This window comes from Citrobacter sp. Igbk 16, from assembly GCF_028069755.1.
In the GTDB taxonomy this organism is placed as follows: Bacteria; Pseudomonadota; Gammaproteobacteria; order Enterobacterales; family Enterobacteriaceae; genus Citrobacter.
Window position 1 is genome coordinate 40840 of sequence record NZ_JANEWJ010000029.1, and the last position, 22858, is coordinate 63697.

Genomic DNA, 22858 nt, shown 5'->3' on the forward strand with positions numbered 1-22858 from the left:
TTATGCGTCACTTTTATGACAGATTTATGAAAAGATAGTCCAGGTTTAACGCAGCCAGGCGAATTATGACAGCCCGGAAACAAGATATTACCGCCCTTGCAAGGTTATAATCTCCGCCATCGTTTTTTTGTCATGGAACTCTTATGCGCATCCTCCACACGTCTGACTGGCATCTGGGCCAAAATTTCTACAGCAAGAGCCGCGCCGCTGAACACCAGGCCTTTCTCGACTGGCTGCTGGAAACGGCACAATCCCATCAGGTGGATGCCATTATTGTGGCAGGTGATATTTTTGATACCGGTTCACCGCCAAGCTACGCCCGCGAGCTGTATAACCGTTTTGTTGTCAATCTACAGCAAACGGGCTGTCATCTGGTCGTGCTGGCAGGAAACCATGACTCCGTTGCCACACTCAATGAATCCCGCGATATTTTGGCGTTCCTCAATACCACCGTTGTGGCCAGCGCGGGCCACGCGCCGCAAGTGCTCCCTCAACGCGACGGCACGCCGGGCGCGATCCTCTGTCCGGTTCCTTTTTTACGTCCGCGTGACATCATTACCAGCCAGGCGGGGCTAACCGGTCACGAAAAACAGCAGCATTTATTAGGTGCAATCACCGACTATTACCAACAGCAATATCAGGACGCCTGCGCGCTGCGTGGCGACCAGAATCTGCCGATTATTGCGACAGGGCATCTGACCACCGTCGGCGCCAGTAAAAGTGACGCCGTACGTGATATTTATATTGGGACGCTGGATGCTTTTCCGGCACAAAACTTCCCACCAGCGGATTACATCGCGCTGGGACATATTCACCGGGCACAGGTCATCGGCGGTACAGAACATATTCGCTATTGCGGCTCGCCAATTGCACTCAGTTTTGACGAGTGCGGCAAAAGCAAATGTGTCCACCTGGTGAGCTTTGAAAACGGTAAGCTGAGCGCCGTTGAAAACCTCATCGTGCCAGTAACCCAACAGCTTGCCGTGTTGAAAGGCGATATAGCGACGATTAGCGCACAGCTGGAACAATGGCGTGGCACGCATCAGGAACCGCCGGTGTGGCTAGATATAGAAATCACGACCGATGACTATCTGCACGATATGCAGCGCAAAATCCAGGCCCTGACCGAGGATTTACCGGTAGAAGTCTTATTGGTGCGGCGTAGTCGTGAACAACGCGAGCGCATCATGGCCAATGAACGGCGCGAAACGTTGAGTGAATTGAGCGTGACGGAGGTGTTTGACCGCCGTCTGGCACTGGAAGAACTCGACGATCCACAGCGTGAGCGTCTGAATCACCTGTTTAGCAGAACCTTACACACGCTCGCCGGGGAGACCGAAGCATGAAAATTCTCAGCCTGCGTCTGAAAAACCTCAACTCCCTGAAAGGGGAATGGAAAGTTGATTTCACGGCAGAGCCTTTTGCCAGCAACGGGCTGTTTGCCATCACCGGTCCAACCGGTGCCGGGAAGACCACCCTGCTGGACGCGATTTGCCTCGCGCTGTACCACGAAACACCACGACTCAATACCGTATCGCAGTCGCAAAATGACCTGATGACCCGCGACACGGCGGAATGTCTGGCCGAAGTTGAATTCGAGGTCAGAGGCGAAGCCTATCGTGCATTCTGGAGTCAGAACCGCGCGCGCAATCAACCAGAAGGTAACCTGCAGGTTCCGCGTGTCGAACTGGCTCGCTGCGCGGATGGCAAAATTCTCGCCGATAAAGTTAAAGACAAGCTGGAAATCACTGCCGAACTTACCGGACTGGACTACGGACGCTTTACCCGTTCTATGTTGCTGTCTCAGGGGCAGTTCGCGGCTTTTCTCAATGCCAAACCGAAAGAACGCGCCGAGCTATTGGAAGAACTGACGGGGACCGAGATTTATGGACAAATCTCCGCCATGGTGTTCGAAAAACATAAAGCGGCGCGCACAGAGCTGGAAAAGCTACAGGCGCAGGCCAGCGGTGTTGCCCTGCTCGCCGCAGAGCAGGTACAGTCCCTGACAGAAAGTTTGCAGGTACTTACTGACGAAGAGAAACAGCATCTTACCCGTCAGCAAATCCAGCAACAGCATCTCAATTGGCTCATCCGACAAAATGAGCTACAGGCAGAAGTAAGCCGCCACCAGCAAGCCTTACAGACCGCAAAAGAGGCGCAAGAAAAAGCACAACCGCAGTTGGCGACACTTAGCCTGGCACATCCCGCCAGAGCGTTGCGTCCGTACTGGGAGCGAATTCAGGAACAATCCGCCACGCTCAGCCGAACACGGCAGAATATTCAGGAAGTGAATGCTCGCTTACAAAGCAGCTTAGCGCTGCGTGGGCGCATCCGTCAGCAGGCACAAAAACAGTCGACGACCCTGCTCACCGAACAGCAGACGCTAACCGACTGGCTGAACGAACATGACCGTTTCCGCTTGTGGAGCAGCGAACTGGCGGGATGGAAAGCGCTATTGGCACAGCAATCTGACGCTAACGAACAGCTACGTCAGTGGCAAAAACTCCGCGACAGCGACGTACGCAAGCTGGATGCACTGCCGCTTCCCTCGCTGACCCTTAGCACGCAAGAGGTCACGGTAGCGCTGGCGCAGCACGCACAGTTGCGTCCATTACGCCAGCAACTGAGCAATCTGCATGGACAAATTGCGCCGAAACAAAAACAGCTGGCACAGCTACGCACCACAATTCAGCAGCGCCAGCAGGAGCAAGCGCAACGCAACGCGGCCCTGGCCGAAAAACGTCAGCGTTATAAAGATAAAAATCAGCATCTGACTGATGTAAAAACGCTCTGCGAGCAGGAAGCACGGATTAAAGATCTGGAAAGCCAGCGTGCTTTACTGCAATCCGGACAGCCTTGTCCGCTTTGCGGCTCCACCGCGCATCCGGCGATTGAGCGCTATCAAACGCTCGAACTGAGCGTGAATCAGACCCGGCGTGAAACCCTGGAAAAAGAGGTCAAAACGCTGGCCGATGAGGGGTCAACGCTACGCGGACAGCTCGACGCGATAACCCAACAGCTACAGCGCGATGAACGCGAGGTACAGACGCTTTCTCAGGAGGAGCAAGCACTTACTCAAGAGTGGCAGGCGCTGACTACCCGTCTGAACATAACGTTACAACCGCAGGATGATATCGCCCCCTGGCTTGCAGCCCAGGAGGAACACGAACAACAGCTTCACCAGTTGAGCCTGCGTCATGCCCTGCAGGCACAAATTACTGCGCATTCCGAACAGATAATCCAGCTTCAGCAGCATATTGAACAGCGGCAGACGACGCTTCTGGCTGAATTAGCCCGCTACGGTCTGTCACTTCCTGCCGATGACGAGATCACCGCCTGGCTTAACGCACGTGCGGGCGAAGCGCAGGTGTGGCAACGTCGCCAAAATGAGCTGACCGAGCTCCAGGCGAAAATGGCACAGCTTGTACCATTGCTGGAAACATTGCCCGAAACCGGCACAAATGAAGAAACAACAGAAAGCCTGGCACTGGAAAACTGGCGGCAGGTGCACGATGACTGCCTCTCATTACAGGGCCAGTGGCAGTCGCTGCAACAACAGGAAGCACAGGAAGCTCAACGCGCAGCAGAAATTCAGGCACAGTTTGATAGCGCATTGCAGGCCAGTGTTTTTGACGATCGCGACGCCTTCCTTGCCGCCCTGCTGGATGAAGAAGCATTTAACCATCTTGAGCAGCTTAAGCAGTCGCTGGAAGGCCAGCTACAACAAGCGCAAACGCTGCTTAACCAGGCTCAGCAGGCGCTGGCAACGCATCAGCAGCAACCGCCTGTCGGCGCGGATCTCACACTCACCGTGGACTATCTTCGCGATGCACTGGCACAGCTCACGCAACAACTGCGGGACAACACTACGCGCCAGGGCGAAATTCGCCAGCAGCTCAGGCAGGATGCCGAAAACCGCCAGCAGCAGCAGACCCTGATGCAAGAGATTGAAAAGGCCTCACTGCAGGTCGAAGACTGGGGCTACCTGAATGCGCTGATCGGCTCGAAAGAAGGTGATAAATTCCGCAAATTTGCCCAGGGACTGACGCTGGATAACCTGGTCTGGTTGGCCAACAATCAGCTGACCCGCCTGCACGGTCGCTATCTGTTGCAACGCAAGGCCAGTGAGGCGCTGGAACTCGAAGTGGTGGATACCTGGCAGGCCGATGCCGTGCGTGATACCCGCACGCTCTCCGGCGGCGAAAGCTTCCTCGTGAGCCTGGCGCTGGCGCTGGCGCTGTCCGACCTGGTCAGTCACAAAACACGCATTGACTCTCTGTTCCTCGATGAAGGTTTCGGCACGCTGGACAGCGAAACGCTGGATACCGCCCTCGACGCGCTGGATGCCCTGAACGCCACCGGCAAGACCATTGGCGTCATCAGTCACGTCGAAGCGATGAAAGAACGGATTCCGGTGCAGATCAAGGTTAAAAAAATCAACGGATTAGGTTACAGCAAACTCGATAAGATGTTTGCGGTGGAGTAATCAACCAACGGATGTGGTTTCACGGGCCGGATATGCGTAAGCATCATCCGGCATAATACATAGCACGATCGTGAATACACAAAGACGGATATGAAATGGCAATCCCTTTTTCTTATCCGCAAGCTATCCCTTTATTGGCGGCGAGCATTCGACGCTGTGGCGCACATCCTGCGTCTTTATTGTTGGCAGGTAGTATGAAAAAAGTCATTTTCTCTTTAGCTCTCGGGACGTTTGGGCTGGGCATGGCCGAGTTTGGCATTATGGGCGTATTAACCGAACTGGCGCGTGACGTGGGCATTTCCATTCCCGATGCTGGCCATATGATTTCGTTTTACGCCTTTGGCGTTGTCATCGGCGCCCCCATTATTGCCGTGTTTTCCAATCGTTTTTCGCTCAAGCATATTCTGCTGTTTCTGGTCACGCTGTGTGTGGTCGGTAACGCCATCTTCACCCTCTCTTCCAGCTATTTTATGCTGGCGGTAGGTCGGCTGGTCTCCGGGTTTCCACACGGGGCATTTTTTGGCGTCGGCGCGATTATCCTGTCAAAGCTGGCGCGTCCTGGTAAAGTCACCGCTGCCGTAGCGGGTATGATTTCCGGCATGACCGTCGCCAATCTGATTGGCATTCCCGTTGGCACCTGGCTGAGTCAGACGTTTAGCTGGCGCTACACGTTCCTGCTGATTGCCGTGTTTAACATCGCCGTTATTCTGTCGGTTATGTTTTGGGTACCCAACCTCCGCGACGAAGCAAAAGGCAGGCTACGCGAGCAATTTCACTTTCTGAAAAGTCCCGCACCGTGGCTCATTTTCTCCGCCACCATGTTTGGGAACGCCGGTGTTTTTGCCTGGTTCAGCTACGTAAAACCCTACATGATGTACATCTCTGGTTTCTCCGAAACGCTGATGACTTTCATCATGATGCTGGTTGGGCTGGGGATGGTGTTGGGCAACTTGCTGAGCGGACGACTGTCTGGTCGCTACACGCCGCTACGCATTGCGGTAGTAACCGATTTTGTGATTGTAGTGGCCCTGCTGCTGCTGTTTGCATTCGGCGGCATCAAAGCCGCCTCGCTGACGTTCGCCTTTATTTGCTGTGCGGGACTATTTGCGCTATCAGCACCGCTGCAAATTTTACTGCTGCAAAACGCGAAGGGTGGTGAACTGCTGGGCGCGGCCGGAGGGCAAATGGCCTTTAATCTGGGTAGCGCAATTGGCGCTTACTTCGGCGGCTTAATGTTGACGCTGGGCTTTGCCTACAACTACGTCACGATCCCTGCGGCGCTACTGTCTTTTTCCGCGATGTCATCACTGCTGATCTATGGTCGTCTGAAGCGCGGTGTGCAACAGGTTGCACCCGCGACGTAAACGTTTATGCCTGCGGCCACAGCCAGGCCGCGCCGCGCACACCACTGGAGTCACCGTGTAACGCCTTGCGCAGAGGCGTTTCACACTCACCGCCAAAAACAAACTGCTTAATCAGTGACGGAACGTTTTGGTACAGCCTGTCGACATTGCTCATTCCCCCGCCCAGCACAATGACATCCGGGTCGAGAATATTCACCACATGCGCTAGCGATTTCGCCAGGCGTAATTCGTACCGACTCAGCGCCTGTTCCGCCAGCGCATCCTGTTCGTTTACCCGACGGATAATTTCACTGCCTGTTAGCGGATTTCCGCTCAGGCGATGATAATCAGTGGCAAAACCCGTCCCTGAGATAAAGGTTTCAATGCAGCCTTGTTTACCGCAATAGCAAGGCACCTCTTGTCGATAGCGCAACTCATCATCATCCATCCACGGCAGTGGATTATGCCCCCACTCGCCCGCCGTGCCATTACCACCGGTATGTACCCGGCCATTGAGCGCCACACCGGAACCACAGCCGGTACCAATTATCACCGCAAACACGGTCTGCGCTCCCGCGGCTGCGCCATCGACCGCTTCAGACACCGCCAGGCAGTTAGCATCGTTTGCCAGGCGGACCTCACGGTTCAGTCGCGTACTCAGGTCTTTGTCAAAGGGTTGTCCATTGAGCCAGGTTGAGTTGGCATTTTTCACCACCCCGGTATAAGGCGAAATTGAACCGGGAATGCCCATCCCCACGGTGCCCGTCTGCCCGGTGGCTTTTTCCGCCATCTCCACCAGTGCGGCGATGGTTTCTATGGTTTGTCGATAATCATCACGCGGCGTCGGCAGGCGATGGCGAAAAAGCTGCTCACCCGCATCGCCAAGCGCGATAACTTCCGTTTTCGTACCGCCTAAATCGATACCTATACGCACGGTTTACTCCTCTTCCCGATTAACAATGCAAGCATAGCGACAATTCGCTATCATGCCCGCTGGATTTAACGACAAGGCCGTGGAAATTATCATGCTGTGGTTCAAAAATTTAATGGTTTACCGTCTTAGCCGCGATGTTTCTTTGCGTGCCGAAGAGATGGAAAAACAGCTGGCATCAATGACGTTCACCCCTTGCGGTAGCCAGGATATGGCAAAAATGGGTTGGGTTCCGCCGATGGGATCGCACAGCGATGCATTAACGCATACCGCCAATGGCCAAATTATTATCTGCGCCCGCAAAGAAGAAAAAATTCTGCCGTCGCCGGTTATCAAACAGGCGCTGGAAGCAAAAATAGCCAAACTGGAAGCTGAGCAGGGTCGCAAGCTCAAAAAGACCGAAAAAGACTCGCTGAAAGATGAAGTGTTGCACTCATTGCTGCCGCGCGCCTTTAGCCGCTTCAGCCAGACAATGATGTGGATCGACACCGTCAATGACCTGATCATTGTCGACTGTGCCAGCGCAAAGAAAGCAGAGGACACGCTGGCACTGCTGCGTAAAAGCCTCGGTTCACTGCCGGTTGTCCCGTTGACGATGGAAAACCCAATCGAACTGACGCTGACCGAATGGGTCCGTTCCGGCACGACGGCGCAAGGTTTCCAGTTACTGGATGAAGCCGAACTGAAAGCGATGCTGGAAGATGGTGGCGTGATCCGCGCGAAGAAACAGGATCTGGTTTGCGATGAAATTGCCGTACACATCGAAGCAGGCAAACTGGTCACCAAGCTGGCGCTCGACTGGCAGCAGCGTATTCAGTTTGTCATGTGCGACGACGGTTCCATTAAGCGTCTGAAGTTCAGCGATGAACTGCGCGATCAAAATGAAGACATCGACCGTGAAGACTATGCTCAACGTTTTGATGCCGATTTCATCCTGATGACGGGTGAACTGGCCGCGTTGATTAAAAGCCTGGTGGAAGGTTTAGGCGGCGAAGCACAGCGCTGAGTGACGTCGTATTGCCCGATGCCACCCCTTACGACTTATCTGGCCTACAATAGGCGTAGGCCAGATAAGTGAGTACTATCAGGCACTAAACAATTACAAATAGCGGCAAAGATAGGATGTTGGCTCTGCCACTTGCAGATGAAATTCGCTGTTGCCCGGTACGTTAAACACGTCCCCTGCGGCATACACTTTCCACTCTGTTTCCCCCGGCAGTAACACATTTAACGCACCGCTTACCACCGTCATCTCTTCAGGTGCCGCCGTACCAAAGGTGTATTCACCTTCCGCCATAACGCCAACGCTGGCGCGGCCAGTACTGCTGCTGGTAAAACCAATCGATTTTACTTTGCCGGAAAAGTATTCATTACTTTGAAGCATACAACTGGCCCTATCTCGTGATTAAGTTGATAACCAATATAGGGGCCTGACGTTGTAGCTGTCACGCAAAATTAAGCGAGCAACTCGGATGCCAGTCGGGCAATCAGTACGTTAGACAGAAGAACCGGGACATCCAGCGACTTTTGCAGTAAATCACGATGGCGTTGGTTAAACCCCAAACAATCCAGCATGATCACATCCGCCCCCTGCTCAAGCAGATCTTTTCCGGCATCAATCAGCTGTTGCTCAGAACCGTGGATCGGGTTTGCCACGGCATAGACAGGGGGCGTCTGTAGCACCTGCCATTTTTGTTCCTGGGCATGGAGCAATTCGGCGACCGGCACAATCACCCCAACCTGATGCCCTTCAACAATTGAGGCCACCAGGGGAGGAATAATTCGTAAAGGCTCCAGCAGGATACTATTGCGGGCCGTCAGGCGGGAAATTGAGGCCGTGCTCATCAGCAAAATAACGTCAAACCCCTGGTTATCCAGCACTTCAACAATACTTTGCAAATCGCGCTCGACTTTCTGGCGCGAGACATGAGCCAGTTGATGGTCGCTCAGCAGCGTCAATAACGACTCGTCACCGGGCGATACTGCATACTCAGCCATCACATCTTCTCGCCGCATCTGTCCCAGCAGGCTGTGGTGAGTAATGTGTTGTTCATCGATATATTCCGTCAGGAGCGGTAACACCTCACACATCGGCACAACACCAATCGTGAGGATAGCCAACGACGTACTCATTTGTTGCTCCACCGTCTTCTTACTTTGCTGTGAATTCCCGGACAAATGCCGGATACTGACCTGCGCTACAAATGCTCAAAAGCGTAGCAGCAGATCGGCGATGCATAGTGTAAAGATTCCAAATCATTCCAGTACTATATTGTTATCGTTTAATTTTCACTTTCCGCGGGATACCGGGAGGTTCGAAAATTGTGATACAGGCACGCTCCGGCAGAGGACAGATAATTTGTCTGCGCACCCGGGATTGAGTGGAAGGGTTGGTCTATATCGGGAAGCCCTTAACGATAAGCTCCGCCCTGCCGCCGTGACCGGGCTTGCGACAGTATCGCAAGAATATCAGCCACAACCTGCGAAGGTTCATTCGTCGCATCAACAATATAATGCGCCGCTTCACGATACAGCGCATCGCGCTGCTCAAGAACTTCCTGCACTTCTTCGGTTAATGGCTTGCCGGTTAACGTCGGGCGCAATCCTTCCTCAGGCGCCACTTCCAGGCGGTTTACCAGTACCGATACCGGTGCATTTAAATAGATGACCATGCCGTGACTACGCATGTAGTGACGATTATATTCAGTAAGAATAATACCGCCGCCGGTCGCCACAACTGTTGAGGGGGCCGTAACGGCCTGCAAGGCGGTCGTTTCCTGGGCACGAAAACCTTCCCATCCTTCTCTTTCAACAATTTCAGCCACGGTCATCTGCACGTGTGATTGCAACCAGCGATCGGTATCAACGAACTGAAAGTCGATGGCTTTCGCCAGCGCCATACCGGTTGTCGTCTTACCACACCCCCGGGGGCCAACAAGATAAAGCGGTTGTGTCATCACAGAAGTTCCCCAGAGAACCGCAGATAAGCGGGATCTGATGCTGTTAAAGTTATAATCATACCATCAAACTAGTACATCGCCAAAGTGTAAAGAATAAATTCCAATAAGGCGATAAAATCGATTAAACCCTACTATAACAAGAATTCATAACGAAGAAAGTGTAAAAAATAAATTACAGTTGTTATTTTCTACGTTGAACTTCCAGCCACCACTTGTCCAGTTCTGCCGCAAAATGTTGCCTGTCACGCGGCGAAAGGCTGTCAGGCCCTCCGGTCTGGATCCCGCTGGCGCGCAGCGTATCCATAAAATCACGCATCGTCAGGCGTTCACGAATCGTCGCCTCGGTATAGCGTTCACCGCGTGGGTTGAGTGCCGCAGCGCCTTTTTCAATGACTTCAGAGGCCAGCGGAATATCCGCCGTGACAACCAGGTCTCCCGCGCTGCACTGGCGCACAATTTCGTTATCGGCGACATCAAACCCGGCCGGAACACGTAAGGTGCGGATAAAACGCGAAGGCGGAACGCGCAAACTCTGATTGGCGACCAAAATGAGCGGCATCTGCATTCGCTCGGAAGCCCGATATAAAATGTCTTTAATCACATTCGGACACGCATCCGCATCCACCCAAATCGTCATAATACCTCCAGACACATGTGCAATTGCACATTGTCTCGTGCTTTTACTTTCAGGCAAAGCGCTGTTTCTCCTTCTGAACACCTTCATTCCGCGCTAAGCTTAGCTTTCCCAGATTTACCCTAAATAATTCAAGTGAATTGAAGAATAACGGGTATAAAACAATGAATATCACGCATAGGGAGTGACAAGATGGACAAGAAAATTGGTTTTATCGGCTGCGGTAATATGGGTAAAGCGATTCTTGGCGGCCTGATCGCCAGCGGCCAGGTACTCCCCGGACAAATCTGGGTCTATACCCCCTCTCCCGATAAAGTCGCAGCACTGCACGATCAGTACGGCATAAATGCGGCGCAGTCTGCACAAGAAGTCGCGCAGATCGCAGATATTGTCTTTGGTGCCGTGAAGCCAGGTATCATGATTAAGGTGCTGAGTGAAATCACCTCCAGCCTGAACAAAGATTCTCTGGTGGTATCCATTGCAGCGGGCGTCACCCTCGATCAACTCGCCCGCGCACTGGGTCATGACCGTAAAATTATCCGTGCAATGCCTAACACGCCGTCACTGGTCAATGCAGGTATGACGTCCGTCACCCCAAATGCGCTGGTAACACCGGAAGATACTGCTGATGTGTTGAATATTTTCCGCTGCTTTGGCGAAGCCGAAGTCATCGCGGAATCGATGATTCACCCGGTCGTTGGCGTCAGTGGTTCTGCCCCGGCATATGTGTTTATGTTTATCGAAGCCATGGCGGATGCCGCCGTTCAGGGTGGCATGCCACGCGCACAAGCCTATAAATTCGCGGCACAGGCGGTCATGGGATCGGCGAAGATGGTACTGGAAACGGGTAAACATCCCGGAGAACTGAAAGATATGGTGTGCTCGCCTGGCGGAACCACCATTGAGGCAGTGCGCGTCCTCGAAGAACGCGGCTTCCGTTCGTCAGTCATCGAAGCGATGGTTAAGTGCATGGAACAATCAGAGAAACTCAGCAAATCCTGAGTGCAAGTCGGACGTCAGGCCGCCGCTTCAGTACGGTTACGTCCGGCATTCTTTGCTTTGTAAAGCGCCATATCCGCTGACTTCAACCATTCCCGATAGTGCTCTGTTTCAGAAGTCAGCGGAGCAACACCGACGCTAATCCGCAGGGCTACTTGCGGAGCACAGGACAAGCGTAACTGGCTAAGTCGTTCATGGACGCGCGACATCGCTGCGATTGCGCTGGTTGCAGGTGTACCGCACATAATTACCGCAAACTCATCACCACCAAAACGCCCAATCACATCACTGCCACGCAGCGTCATTTGCAACTGACGCGTCAGCGCAACAATCGCCTGATCCCCAACGTCATGACCCCAGGTATCATTGATGCTCTTAAAATGGTCGATATCGATAATAAGCAGCGTGGCATCACGTTGCTGACGACGGCAATTATCAAATTCATTGCGCAGCAGTAGCTCCCAATGACGCCGATTATAAACTCCGGTCATTCCATCCCGCGTACTCATTACCTGCAAGCGGCGTTTATGCTCCGCCAATTTGATCACCGTCTGGTAGCTAACCCAGGCAAACAGCAGCGGATAAATCACCAGTACCGGCAGCGACAACAGCACGCTCAGTTGCGTACTGCTAAACACGACCGGAATATCCGTTAACTGTAGCGTCACCAGGCATGAAACCACCATCAACACGACGCCAGCGATGAATAATCGCACCCCACCTGCGCCCATCAGGTTGATGCAGATAATCATCAGCAGCGCCGTGGATGGCAGCAGGTTTACCCCCATGATCCCCATCCACATGCCAGCGAGGATCGCATCGGCTTTAATATTCGTAAATTCACTATACAGCGGATCTTCCGCTTTGCTCGCCAACTGCCACGCCAGGTGTGGCCAGACAAACGCCCATCCCACCAGTAATAGCCACCAACCTCCGGTTATGGGTTGCGAGACTAATACCGACGCGATGGGGAAAAACATTCCCCCCAGCCCGACTGCGCGAGGCAGTCTTATCCGTCGGGCAAATCGCAGACCGGAACGTTGGTGGTCGTTTTGATGAAGCGATATAAATGCTTCATTCGGTACGGCCTTCTTTTGATAAAAGTTTTCATCATTCATCGTATTTGGGAATATTCTGAAACAAATTTCCCAAATTATAGAAAGGGGTCTGGCGGCGGAAGTATGATATTTCGGGTGAGCGATTTTATCCGCTCACCCGTATGTATTACGCAGCTTTTTTCAGGCAAGCGCTCATAAATTTTTTACGATCGTCGCCTTTCAGCGACTGCTCTGTTGCCTGAACGTTGCATTCACGCATTTTCTGCTGCTGCGGCGTCAGACTCTTTTCATCAGGCGCAGACTTACTGTTTTTCAGGCAATCACTCATATATGTCTTCCGGGCATCCCCTTTTAAGGTCTGCGCCGTCGCCTGCTGGTTGCAGGTGGTCATACGCTGTTGTTGCGGGGTTAACGTCTTCTCGGCAGCGCCGACGGTAGTTAAGAAAACCAGGCCAAATAATAGGGTAACGAGCAATGTTATTTTCATAGCACCATCCTGTTGTGAGTATTCACTCTACACGTCACCTTTCAAGCGACCTCGATGTTGGCTGCTTGAAGGATGACGTGTAGTAAGTCTGGTTGCTGACGCAGAAATAGCCACCTCATTTTTAAAATTAAGTGACCAAATAGCAGGTTACTTCAGCCCTAACGCCGCTTTCATGGTGTAAAACAGGTCGGTCTGGTCGGTCAGGCCAACCACATTCGCCGCATGCGGGCCATAGGCAGCAATACGCAGTTGGCTGCCGGTATGCTCCTGTGATTCCTCTTCCGAGTTACCATAGCTGATAACCATCACCGCGCCATCTTTGGTATTCAGCGCCTGAGTCAGGCCTGGGGCTTTGGTGTCTGGCGCAACAATCTGGCTGGCATGCGCGTGGTCAGCGGTCACGACGACCAGCGTGTTGCCGTCTTTCTTCGCGAAGGCCAGCGCGCGCTGTACGGCTTCATCCAGATCGACCGTTTCACCAATCTGACCGCACGGGTTTGCGGCGTGATCCTGCTTATCGATGGACGCGCCTTCTACCTGCAGGAAAAAGCCTTTTTCATTCTTGCTTAATAGCTCAATCGCTTTATCCGTCATCTGGGCAAGCGTCGGCACCGTATCGTTACGTTTTGGATTTGGCGTACAGGTCACGACTGGCTTATCAAGATTACCGTGGTAAGACGCTTTTGGCCCTTCCCAGCGTACCGGCATGTTGCCGTCAGAGAACAAGCCTAACAGCGGTTTATCCTGATTCGCTTCGGTAATGGCTGCAAGCGTCGCGGTATCACTGACCATCTGATAACCACGAGTTTGAGCCTGTTCACGCAGCGTTTTACCCTGCCACTCGCCCGCTGCAGCAGTCTCAGCAAAGGTTTTTGCCCCGCCGCCCAGCGTAACATCAGCACGGGCATTCAATAATTGCTCGGTGATTGACCCTTTACCGCCTTTTTCCAGCGCATTCGTCGGGCATTTCTCAGCGGTGACGCTCGGACCGTAACATTTACGCGACGTCACATGCGCAACCAGCGCGGCGGGGGTGGCATCCTGTAATTCAGCAGTGGATACATTGCCTGTCGCCAGACCGGCAGCTTTAGCCATTTCCAGAATAGTGGCGTGATCTTTTTCGTGAATATCAACGCCCAGCGCACCATTATATGTTTTAACCCCGGTCGTCCATGCCGTCGCAGAAGCTGCAGAATCGGTCACATAGTCAGGTTTACCCGTTTTTTTATCCAACGCGTAGTGCGTGTATTGTCCGGTCAGGGGTAACGCATCAATACCTTTAAAAAAACCACCCGCGCCTTCAGCATAATTTCGCGCAGCGGTAATTTCCGAGTCCCCCATACCATCGCCGATCAATAAAATAATATTTTTGGCTGGTTTATCGCTCAGAGAATCTCGTAGTGCTGCCGTTTGATCAGTCGTTAATCGACGTGCGCCACCCGGAGTGGTGATATCTCCCTGTGCGGCACGATTATCCATAACCACTACGGTAGATGTTTCTGCATAAATAACCGGGGTAAACAGCAAGGGTAACAGGGCAATAGCGAGTGCGCTTTGTTTCACTTTATTTTCTCCATGTACAAATACGGTAAAATTAAAACAAAGCGACTATAAGTATTTGATGTGACACTTTTATGATAATTCGTGGATCAGTATCTGCAGATATCTCAACACGTTTTGGGTAAGTTCTCGCCAGCACTTTGCATCGTCGTTAGAAATGCGGGCATTTGACTTACCCCTGCCAGCGCACCTTCTATTTGACGAATCAGTGTTTGCTGCTCATTTGCTGCCATGTTGCGCAGCATTTCCATGATGACCCGCTCTAACGTTGCGACTTGTGCGGCCAGGTCTTGCGACTCTTCTTCTTTTTGGGCGAGCTTAAGTAACAACTCAGTGATGAGATTTTTCATTTTCGTATTCCCTTAACCAAATAAAGGCCACGTTATCACTAAGACTCACAACTTCCTAGAGGATGAAAGTTGTATTTATTGCAGAAATAAAACGTTTTGCGAAAACAATCACAACACAAAATAAGGGGGAATGACACTTTCTGCAGAATAATTCAATATAAAAGGGTAAGGAGATTAATAGTCACCCAGATATATAATCTTCAATTATGGATTAACAACGCGGGCAACCCGCGTTGTTAATCCCCTATTCAGCGAGCGAGACGCCGGCGTCGCAACGCGATAGCCAGTTGCCAGATATTAATAAGCACAATGCTCGCGGTGGCGATAAAGACCCAGCGGAAACCCGCCATTGCCGATACGGTTGCACCCATCAAGGGTCCAGCGACGTTTCCAAGGTACATAAACGACTGGTTATACCCAAAGATGCGCCCGGTAATCTGCTCGCTGGAGTATTTCACTAAGAGCGTTTGCACCGCAGGCAGCATTGCACCATCGGCAAAGCCGAGCAGAAAACGTAATATCCCTAATTGCAACGGAGTGGTAACCCATGACATGGCGAAAAACAGCACCACGGCGAAGATAAGCGTTGCCATTAGAATCCGTTCAGTACCAATTCTGTCCCCCAGTTTTCCAAGACGTGGTGCTGAAATCAAAGCGGATATGCCAGGAACAGAGGCAATCAACCCGCTGAGAAAAGCGATATTTGAGCTATCTGGCACCATCGATTTGATAAACAGCGCCAAAATGGGGCCAATAGAGCCGTTACACAGTTGAATCACCATGGTGGTAAAAAACAGGCTAATGACCAGCGCGGGATACGGTAACGAAGCAAAAACAGCTTTTCCGCTTAAACGCTCGCTTTTTTTAATCGCCGGACGGACACCCTCTTTAATTAAGAACAGTGTGACCAAAAAACTCACCACCAACAGCGCGGCGGTAATGCAAAATACCGCACGTAAGCCAACATGGTCAGCAATAAAACCGCCCATCAGCGGCCCGCCAATCACCCCACTAATTTGCGCCGTGGAGAGCGTGCTCAACGCCCAGCCACTACGCTCGCGCGGGACTTGCGACGCCACCAACGCCATCGCATTAGGAATATATCCCGACGTTAACCCCATCACTCCTCGCAGCAGAAAAAGCTGCCAGACGTTCGTTGCAAATGCCTGCAGCAAAATGGCAATGGCCATGCCCAGCGAGGCCCGTAACAGCATCAGCTTACGCCCTTTACGGTCAGCCAAACTGCCCCACATCGGTGAAACAATGGCAGAAATAAGGAACGTGACGCTAAACGTTAATCCGGACCACATTGAGAGCGCTTCGTGCGAGGTGACTCCCAGTTGGGAGATATAGAGCGGTAGAAAAGGCAGGATTTGGCTGATCGCCAGTCCGGTGAAAAAGCAACCGAACCACACGGAAATAAGGTTAACTCTCCAGGATTCCATAAGGACTCATAACGGTAAGTAGCTGAAAACTGCGAGCAGCTTAACAAATTACGCCTGCAAACGAGGGTCCAGAGGTGCGATGTTTCACAGTTTAGTATTTTATCTCCCCGCTCATCATATTTGTGATATTCATCACATCAAACCCACATTACACGCAGGGGATTATGCTTCGAACATGCCCTGTGGGTTTGTGCGTATTCATTCCCGTGGAATCCACCAAAACAATCTGCCAGAAGCCGAGGAATCCTGCGTTTTGTCGTGGTAATGTATGTGCTTTGCATTCAAGGAATGGGTTTTTAAGATGGCAAAGTTGCGAGTAGGAATCGTATTTGGTGGTAAATCAGCGGAACATGAAGTGTCATTGCAATCGGCAAAAAATATTGTCGATGCCATCGACAAGACTCGCTTTGACGTTGTGCTGTTAGGTATTGATAAACAAGGGCAGTGGCACGTGAGCGATGCCAGCAACTATCTGCTCAACGCTGACGATCCGGCACGCATTGCGTTGCGTCCTTCCGCGACCAGTCTGGCGCAGGTACCGGGTAAAGAAGAACAGCAGTTAATCGATGCGCAAAACGGTCAGCCGTTGCCTACGGTCGATGTTATTTTCCCTATCGTGCACGGCACGCTGGGTGAAGATGGTTCACTGCAAGGCATGCTGCGCGTGGCAAATTTACCGTTCGTCGGTTCTGATGTGCTGGGCTCTGCGGCCTGCATGGATAAAGACGTCACCAAACGTCTGCTGCGCGATGCCGGATTAAACATCGCGCCATTTATTACGCTCACCCGCGCCAATCGCAATGCCATCAGCTTTGCTGAGGTCGAATCGCGTCTGGGTCTGCCGCTGTTTGTGAAGCCAGCCAATCAGGGATCATCCGTTGGCGTCAGCAAAGTCACCAGCGAAGCGCAATACGACCAGGCTGTAGCACTGGCGTTTGAGTTCGATCATAAAGTGGTGGTGGAACAAGGGATCAAAGGCCGCGAGATCGAATGTGCGGTACTGGGAAACGATCACCCGCAGGCCAGCACCTGTGGCGAGATCGTCCTGAACAGCGATTTCTACGCTTACGACACCAAATATATTGACGATAACGGGGCCAAAGTCGTGGTTCCGGCGGCGATTGCGCCAGAAATTAACGACAAGATCCGTGAGATCGCTATTCAGGCCTACCAGACGCTGGGTTGCGCCGGGATGGCGCGGGTGGATGTGTTCCTGACCGCAGAGAATGATGTGGTGATCAACGAGATCAACACGCTGCCAGGCTTTACCAACATCAGTATGTATCCCAAACTGTGGCAGGCCAGCGGCTTAGGCTATACCGATCTGATCACACGTCTGATCGAGCTGGCGCTGGAGCGCCACGCTGCCGATAGCGCGCTGAAAACCAGCATGTAAAAACAGACAGGATGCCCGATAACTATTGGGCATCCTTGACGTCTTCATCCTCATCGACACGACGGCGAATAATAAGTCCCGCGAGCCAAAAGCTAATCACCCACGTAACCAGCCCCACCGCATAGGTTTGCCATCCTTTCGCTTCAAACCCCAATAATCCCACCACGCCATTCAAAATAAAGATCAGCCCAATGGCAAACGCGTAATAGTGCCAGTCGCGGCGAATTTTTACAGGCAGGTTCATAACAACTCCGGTGGAAGTACATCGTTGAGCAGCATCCTCGCACATTTCCCTGTGGGCGTCTGTGTCCTGTGCGGAAATTCTGAAATGTGAGTTAATTTAACTTAAGGTTACATATTTGTGACGCTCAACAAAAAACCAAAATCCAGGAATAATCTCTACCTGAAATTACCATCATTCTGATATTGACAATCCCGATCACCTGTCAGACTCACTGTCAGTTACTGGTATGGCATCGACAACGCAGGATATTTCTGGAGGTCCCTATGGCTGATTTTACGCTCTCAAAATCCCTGTTTAAGGGCAAGCATCGAGATACCTCCTCTCTGCCCGGCAACATTGCGTATGCCGTTTTTGTGCTGTTTTGCTTCTGGGCCGGAGCTCAGGTTTTAAATCTGTTAGCCCATGCGCCCGGTATCTATGAAGAACTGATGCAGCTACAGATGCAAGAGACCGGACGCCCACGCGTTGAAATTGGCTTAGGCGTCGGCACCCTGTTTGGACTGATTCCCTTCCTCACTGGATGCCTTATCCTTGGCGTTATCGCGGCGGTGGTGCGCTGGCGCCATCGTCATCACAACGATGACTGACCCATACACTTCGCCCGACGATCGTCCACGCGTTTAGCAAACCATGCCGTGGTCAAATTACGCGTAATCTTCGGGCTTTCCAGTTGAATACCTGGCAGCATTTCCCGTGGTAACGCTGTTCCTGCCTTCGCTTCCGCCAGCTTATAGATCTTCTCGTACAGCGCGGTGTCCTCAAAAGCCAGGCTGTCGCCTTTTTGCAACTGACGATGGATATCGCTCTCACTCATCCCCAGCTTCCCGGCAAGCTTGCGTACCGCCAGCTCCGTTTTACCCGGTTCTTTGCTGTTGTAGAGAATTAAATCCCCATCCAGCGCCAGCTTCACACCACTGGCTTTGCTGACGGCATTCTGAAACGCCGCATTACGGCTGGCGTACCATCCCGCATTAAAATCCGCGAAACGGAAGATGGGTGCGCTATAGTTCGCCGGGTAATTCAGCAAGTGATACGTGCCAAACCAGAGTCCACCGCGCAGGGTGAAGACTTCCTGACGTACCGTTCCTTCCATTTTCCACGGATACCCGGAAGTATGCTGTTCGGCAAACGCAATGCTGACCTGCATCGGCCCCCCGGTATGCACCGGGTTGAGCGAACCAAACAACGTCTGCCCCATCGGCACCATATTGATGAAATCATCAAAAATGGCGCTAAGCTGCTTTTCCGTCTTCACCGAATCCAGACGCTCGCTATAACTTTTCCCATTTGGCGAGTTAATCTTCAGTGCGGTATGAACCAAAAACACCGGGATATGCATACGCTCGGCGCGACGGTCAATCTCTTTCCAGGCTATTTTACTTAAATTCGGGACAACCGGATCGGCCTGATAGTTGGACTCCTGCTGCGCCACCGCCAGCACCGAACAGATATTTTCGACCGTCGGTGCCAGCTTCTGGCTGGCAAACGTTTTCGCCAGGTCCTGCGCCCACGCGTCCCGGTCTTTCACACTGGCAGGCATTTTCTGGCGCACCACGCTCGCCACATCGACGGGTTTCTCCCCTTTTTTTAACGGCTGCGCGGGTTGGCTACTACATCCCACCAACACCAATGCGGCCAGACCAGACAAGGGGTAAAGACGGGAAACCGTCGACATAACATCTCCTTTTGTTAGCTAAGCGTATGGGTAACAGCCTGAATTTCCTGACCATCCAGTTCACGTTCGAAACTGCGCAGACGCTTATAGATAGACATCAGTTCAACCAGCGTCGTCCACGAATTAATCAAATACTGGAACGAGCCGCGTACCTGACCAAACACGTTGGTGATTTGCGTCATCAAACCGAGCGTAATCGTACCGGCAACAATCGATGGAAACAGCAGGAACAAACCGAAAACGTTATCAACCTGCAGGTAAAGAATACGGGCGATATTGAAGTACATATAGTGAAAATAGAGGCGAAAGTAGTTTTGACGCACCGCGTGGAACAGCTCGCGAACCGTCGGCGGCGTCGCACGATTACCATCATCTTCACCGTACACCAGCTCTTTACGGTACGCTGCTTCCACCCGCTGATTTTTGAACTCCAGCCCAGGCAGTTTGATCCCCACCACGGCCAGCAACCCGGTCCCCATCAACGACCAGACAATCGCGGCAATCACCAGACCGTAGGGAATATGTCCAACAATCGGCAGATCCGGGACATGCGCAGAGAGCGTAACCAGTACCGGCAGGAAGGCAATCAGCGTCATAATCGCGTTAATAAAACTCACGCCCATGTCTTCCAGCGTGGAAGCGAAACGCATGGTGTCTTCCTGCACACGCTGCGCCGCACCTTCGATATGACGCAGATGCTGCCAGTGCGCCATATAATGTTCGTTCATCGCGGTACGCCAGCGGAAGACGTAATGGCTGACGAAGAAGTTGTTCATCACGCCAATGACGACGGCTATCAGCGCAATCCCGAGAAAGATCCCCACTTCCTGATAGAACTGCTCAATCTTCACCTTATGCGGCGTGCTGAGCGCGGTTTGAATCAGGTCGTAGAACGGGGCATACCAGGCGTTGACGGCGACGCCGACTTCAACCAGAAACCAGGTCACGAAGATAATCAGCGAGGTACCGAGTATCGACCAGTACTGCCAGCGGTGCGGACTGTAGATAAACCAGAACAGCGCAAACACGCCAACGCACAGAATGTAGTACGCATAAAAAATCAGATAATCCAGCGACCAGAATCGCGCTGCGCTAATCGGTACATCCCCCGATGCGCCGGTAATCTGTGCAACCCAGGCTCCCCCACCCGCCTGCCAAAATACAACAGCGACCAGTGCCCAAATAAATGCCGAAATAAAGAACGGCCCCGGCTTTGGGAAAAAAGACTTAAACATAGTGCTCTCCTGCTAACTTCTTATCGTTATGACGACTGCTGTGCATTTGCCACGGTGGTTTACCACGACAAGACGGCTTACGCCCAAAAAACACAAGCTGAAACCGACAATTGTGACCAGAACCGACGCACTTAGTTCGCTATCTGGTTTTGTAGAATTGTTTCTGCGGTTTTCACACCGACAGCGTTCCGGCATGTTCAGATTATTACAGCGTGAGATCACAAAAGCGAACATCCACTCTCCGGGAAAAGCCCACGTTTACTCATCGTTACGTTTTTCCCACTATCATTGGCTGATAAGCGCTTTGCAATATGCCAACGAGTAGTATAAATACGCATACGCACGTCATCTTTTACTTCCTCTAACTCATGGACACCACCGTTGAAACGTAGTCTGCTTTTTTCTGCCGCGCTGTGTGCGGCGTCATTGACATCTGTCCAGGCGGCACAGCCTATAACCGATCCCGTCTTTGCCTCTGACATCGTCGACCGGTATGCCGATCATATTTTCTACGGCAGCGGAGCTACAGGGATGGCGCTTGTGGTGATTGATGGTAATCAGCGCGTGTTTCGTAGCTTTGGTGAAACGCGCCCCGGCAATAATGTTCACCCACAGTTGGATTCCGTCATTCGCATTGCGTCGTTGACCAAATTAATGACCAGTGAAATGTTAGTGAAATTACTCGATCAGGGTACGGTAAAACTCAACGATCCATTGAGTAAATATGCACCACCAGGCGCACGCGTTCCGACATATCAGGGAACGCCTATTACGCTGGTGAATCTGGCAACGCACACCAGCGCACTGCCACGCGAGCAACCTGGCGGCGCGGCAAAACGCCCGGTCTTTGTCTGGCCGACTCGCGAACAACGCTGGAGCTATCTCTCTACCGCAACGCTAAAAGCCGCACCAGGCTCGCAGGCCTCTTATTCAAACCTGGCGTTTGACCTGCTGGCCGATGCGCTGGGAACCGCGTCCGGCAAACCTTATCCGCAGTTGTTTGAAGAGAAAATCACCCGACCACTCGGGATGAAAGACACCACCTTTACCCCGTCACCCGATCAGTGCGCACGCCTGATGGTCGCGGAAAAAGGCGCCAGCCCGTGTAACAATACGCTGGCGGCCATGGGCAGCGGCGGCGTCTATTCTACCCCCGGTGATATGATGCGCTGGATGCAACAGTATCTCTCCTCTGATTTTTATCATCGTAGCCAGCAGGCCGACCGGATGCAGACGTTGATTTACCAGCGCACACAGTTAACCAAAGTAATTGGGATGGACGTTCCCGGCAAAGCCGATGCACTGGGTTTAGGCTGGGTCTATATGGCACCGAAGAATGGCCGTCCGGGGATTATTCAAAAAACAGGTGGCGGCGGTGGATTCATCACCTATATGGCCATGATCCCGCAGCAAAACGTGGGTGCCTTTGTCGTTGTGACCCGCTCCCCGCTGACCCGCTTTACCAATATGAGCGACGGAATCAACAATCTGGTGAGCGAACTGAGCGGCAACAAACCGCAAGTAATCCCTGCCTCCTGATTCAATACTCAAAAGGCAAACGGTTAATACTCACCAGTTTGCCTTTGTTCATTTCAATGTAGCCACCTTTACGCAATGCCGCGAGGATCTCAGCAACCACTGAGCGTGAAATTCGTGTGCGTTGATGAATATAGTTCATTACACCAATACGCGAACGCAAAACGTCATCCCATTTCGTCATGGATATCAGCGTAGCGCGAATTTGATCGTAGGAATTATTGCCTATTAACTGCAGATCACGAAGCTCAAGTATACAGTGCTGCCAAGCCAACCAGCAAAAAGCTTCGCGCCAAAGCTGGCATTGCTCAATGATATTAATCGTTTTTGTAGCAGGAAGATGGTATCCCGTACAATGACTTTCGGTCATTATTCTGTATTGCACTTCTGTTTTCATAACACCATCAGAAATCCCCATAATAAATGGAGCCTGCGCGATGCCGACAAGAATATTCTCCCCTCTTCTCAAGGAAACCACACCACTTAAAATAATAAAGGTATCATCACTATTTATATCAT

At 52.1% G+C, this 22858-nt stretch carries 22 protein-coding genes; 8 read left to right on the top strand and 14 right to left on the bottom strand.

What is annotated here, in order from left to right; translation table 11 throughout:
- Window positions 1-143: 143 nt before the first annotated feature.
- From sbcD to araJ, 3 genes are all read left to right on the top strand, one after another.
- Window positions 144-1346 carry an exonuclease subunit SbcD gene (gene sbcD / locus NNO03_RS17575; protein WP_271450119.1) on the top strand — a complete coding sequence of 401 codons (1203 nt, stop codon included), beginning with the start codon at window positions 144-146 and terminating at the stop codon, window positions 1344-1346.
- Window positions 1343-4486, top strand: coding sequence for an exonuclease subunit SbcC (sbcC, locus tag NNO03_RS17580; RefSeq protein WP_271450120.1), 3144 nt, complete (start codon window positions 1343-1345; stop codon window positions 4484-4486). Before sbcD ends, sbcC begins: the two co-directional genes overlap by 4 nt.
- Before the next feature lie 194 nt (window positions 4487-4680).
- Entirely contained in the window at window positions 4681-5850 is a 1170-nt protein-coding gene (araJ, locus tag NNO03_RS17585) for an MFS transporter AraJ (protein ID WP_137384707.1), read from the top strand.
- 4 nt (window positions 5851-5854) lie between these two features.
- On the opposite strand, the gene mak is transcribed toward araJ, so the two are convergent.
- The gene (gene mak / locus NNO03_RS17590; RefSeq protein ID WP_271450121.1) at window positions 5855-6763 is read right to left on the bottom strand and encodes a fructokinase; all 909 of its coding nucleotides are present in this window, start codon (window positions 6761-6763) and stop codon (window positions 5855-5857) included.
- Window positions 6764-6854: 91 nt separating this feature from the next.
- On the opposite strand from mak, the gene rdgC reads away from it, so the two are divergent.
- Window positions 6855-7766, top strand: a complete 912-nt coding sequence (gene rdgC / locus NNO03_RS17595) for a recombination-associated protein RdgC (protein WP_137384658.1) — start codon at window positions 6855-6857, stop codon at window positions 7764-7766.
- 93 nt (window positions 7767-7859) lie between these two features.
- On the opposite strand, the gene ppnP is transcribed toward rdgC, so the two are convergent.
- The 4 genes from ppnP to NNO03_RS17615 form a co-directional block, all read right to left on the bottom strand.
- Window positions 7860-8144: a pyrimidine/purine nucleoside phosphorylase gene (gene ppnP / locus NNO03_RS17600; protein ID WP_003021477.1), complete on the bottom strand. Its 285-nt coding sequence runs from the start codon at window positions 8142-8144 to the stop codon at window positions 7860-7862.
- Between the two features lie 71 nt (window positions 8145-8215).
- Window positions 8216-8893, bottom strand: coding sequence for an AroM family protein (locus NNO03_RS17605; protein ID WP_137384659.1), 678 nt, complete (start codon window positions 8891-8893; stop codon window positions 8216-8218).
- A gap of 278 nt (window positions 8894-9171) precedes the next feature.
- The gene (gene aroL, locus NNO03_RS17610; protein WP_202039326.1) at window positions 9172-9717 is read right to left on the bottom strand and encodes a shikimate kinase AroL; all 546 of its coding nucleotides are present in this window, start codon (window positions 9715-9717) and stop codon (window positions 9172-9174) included.
- Between the two features lie 184 nt (window positions 9718-9901).
- Entirely contained in the window at window positions 9902-10357 is a 456-nt protein-coding gene (locus tag NNO03_RS17615; RefSeq protein WP_101741820.1) for a YaiI/YqxD family protein, read from the bottom strand.
- A gap of 189 nt (window positions 10358-10546) precedes the next feature.
- Here NNO03_RS17615 and proC point away from each other — a divergent pair, with 189 nt between their 5' ends.
- Window positions 10547-11356, top strand: coding sequence for a pyrroline-5-carboxylate reductase (gene proC / locus NNO03_RS17620; protein WP_048212460.1), 810 nt, complete (start codon window positions 10547-10549; stop codon window positions 11354-11356).
- A gap of 14 nt (window positions 11357-11370) precedes the next feature.
- Here the strand turns inward: proC and adrA are convergent, their stop codons facing one another.
- From adrA to NNO03_RS17645, 5 genes are all read right to left on the bottom strand, one after another.
- Window positions 11371-12486: a diguanylate cyclase AdrA gene (adrA, locus tag NNO03_RS17625; RefSeq protein ID WP_271450126.1), complete on the bottom strand. Its 1116-nt coding sequence runs from the start codon at window positions 12484-12486 to the stop codon at window positions 11371-11373.
- Between the two features lie 91 nt (window positions 12487-12577).
- Window positions 12578-12898, bottom strand: a complete 321-nt coding sequence (gene psiF, locus NNO03_RS17630; RefSeq protein ID WP_048212462.1) for a phosphate starvation-inducible protein PsiF — start codon at window positions 12896-12898, stop codon at window positions 12578-12580.
- Between the two features lie 147 nt (window positions 12899-13045).
- Window positions 13046-14461 carry an alkaline phosphatase gene (gene phoA / locus NNO03_RS17635; RefSeq protein WP_271450122.1) on the bottom strand — a complete coding sequence of 472 codons (1416 nt, stop codon included), beginning with the start codon at window positions 14459-14461 and terminating at the stop codon, window positions 13046-13048.
- 104 nt (window positions 14462-14565) lie between these two features.
- On the bottom strand, window positions 14566-14808 hold the full coding sequence (locus NNO03_RS17640) for a sigma-S stabilization anti-adapter protein IraP (protein WP_271441109.1): 243 nt from the start codon (window positions 14806-14808) through the stop codon (window positions 14566-14568).
- Between the two features lie 248 nt (window positions 14809-15056).
- Complete coding sequence (locus NNO03_RS17645) at window positions 15057-16253, bottom strand: multidrug efflux MFS transporter (RefSeq protein ID WP_202039330.1); 1197 nt, start codon at window positions 16251-16253, stop codon at window positions 15057-15059.
- A 301-nt stretch (window positions 16254-16554) separates the two neighbouring features.
- On the opposite strand from NNO03_RS17645, the gene ddlA reads away from it, so the two are divergent.
- The gene (ddlA, locus tag NNO03_RS17650; RefSeq protein ID WP_271450123.1) at window positions 16555-17649 is read left to right on the top strand and encodes a D-alanine--D-alanine ligase; all 1095 of its coding nucleotides are present in this window, start codon (window positions 16555-16557) and stop codon (window positions 17647-17649) included.
- Between the two features lie 22 nt (window positions 17650-17671).
- Here the strand turns inward: ddlA and NNO03_RS17655 are convergent, their stop codons facing one another.
- Window positions 17672-17893 (bottom strand): DUF2754 domain-containing protein, encoded by a 222-nt coding sequence (locus NNO03_RS17655; RefSeq protein WP_137384665.1) that lies wholly within the window; start codon window positions 17891-17893, stop codon window positions 17672-17674.
- A 263-nt stretch (window positions 17894-18156) separates the two neighbouring features.
- On the opposite strand from NNO03_RS17655, the gene NNO03_RS17660 reads away from it, so the two are divergent.
- Window positions 18157-18480, top strand: coding sequence for a YaiY family protein (locus NNO03_RS17660; protein WP_048212467.1), 324 nt, complete (start codon window positions 18157-18159; stop codon window positions 18478-18480).
- On the opposite strand, the gene NNO03_RS17665 is transcribed toward NNO03_RS17660, so the two are convergent.
- Together NNO03_RS17665 and sbmA are read right to left on the bottom strand one after the other, a co-directional pair.
- Window positions 18465-19568 (bottom strand): DUF1615 domain-containing protein, encoded by a 1104-nt coding sequence (locus NNO03_RS17665; RefSeq protein WP_271450124.1) that lies wholly within the window; start codon window positions 19566-19568, stop codon window positions 18465-18467. The two genes, NNO03_RS17660 and NNO03_RS17665, sit on opposite strands and share 16 nt — an antisense overlap.
- 14 nt (window positions 19569-19582) lie before the next feature.
- Complete coding sequence (sbmA, locus tag NNO03_RS17670; protein ID WP_040232769.1) at window positions 19583-20803, bottom strand: peptide antibiotic transporter SbmA; 1221 nt, start codon at window positions 20801-20803, stop codon at window positions 19583-19585.
- Window positions 20804-21184: 381 nt separating this feature from the next.
- Between sbmA and ampH the strand changes: the two genes are divergently transcribed.
- Window positions 21185-22342, top strand: coding sequence for a D-alanyl-D-alanine-carboxypeptidase/endopeptidase AmpH (ampH, locus tag NNO03_RS17675; protein WP_271441112.1), 1158 nt, complete (start codon window positions 21185-21187; stop codon window positions 22340-22342).
- A gap of 1 nt (window position 22343) precedes the next feature.
- Here the strand turns inward: ampH and NNO03_RS17680 are convergent.
- Window positions 22344-22858: helix-turn-helix domain-containing protein (locus NNO03_RS17680; RefSeq protein ID WP_271450125.1), on the bottom strand; the 515-nt coding region annotated here is incomplete at its 5' end.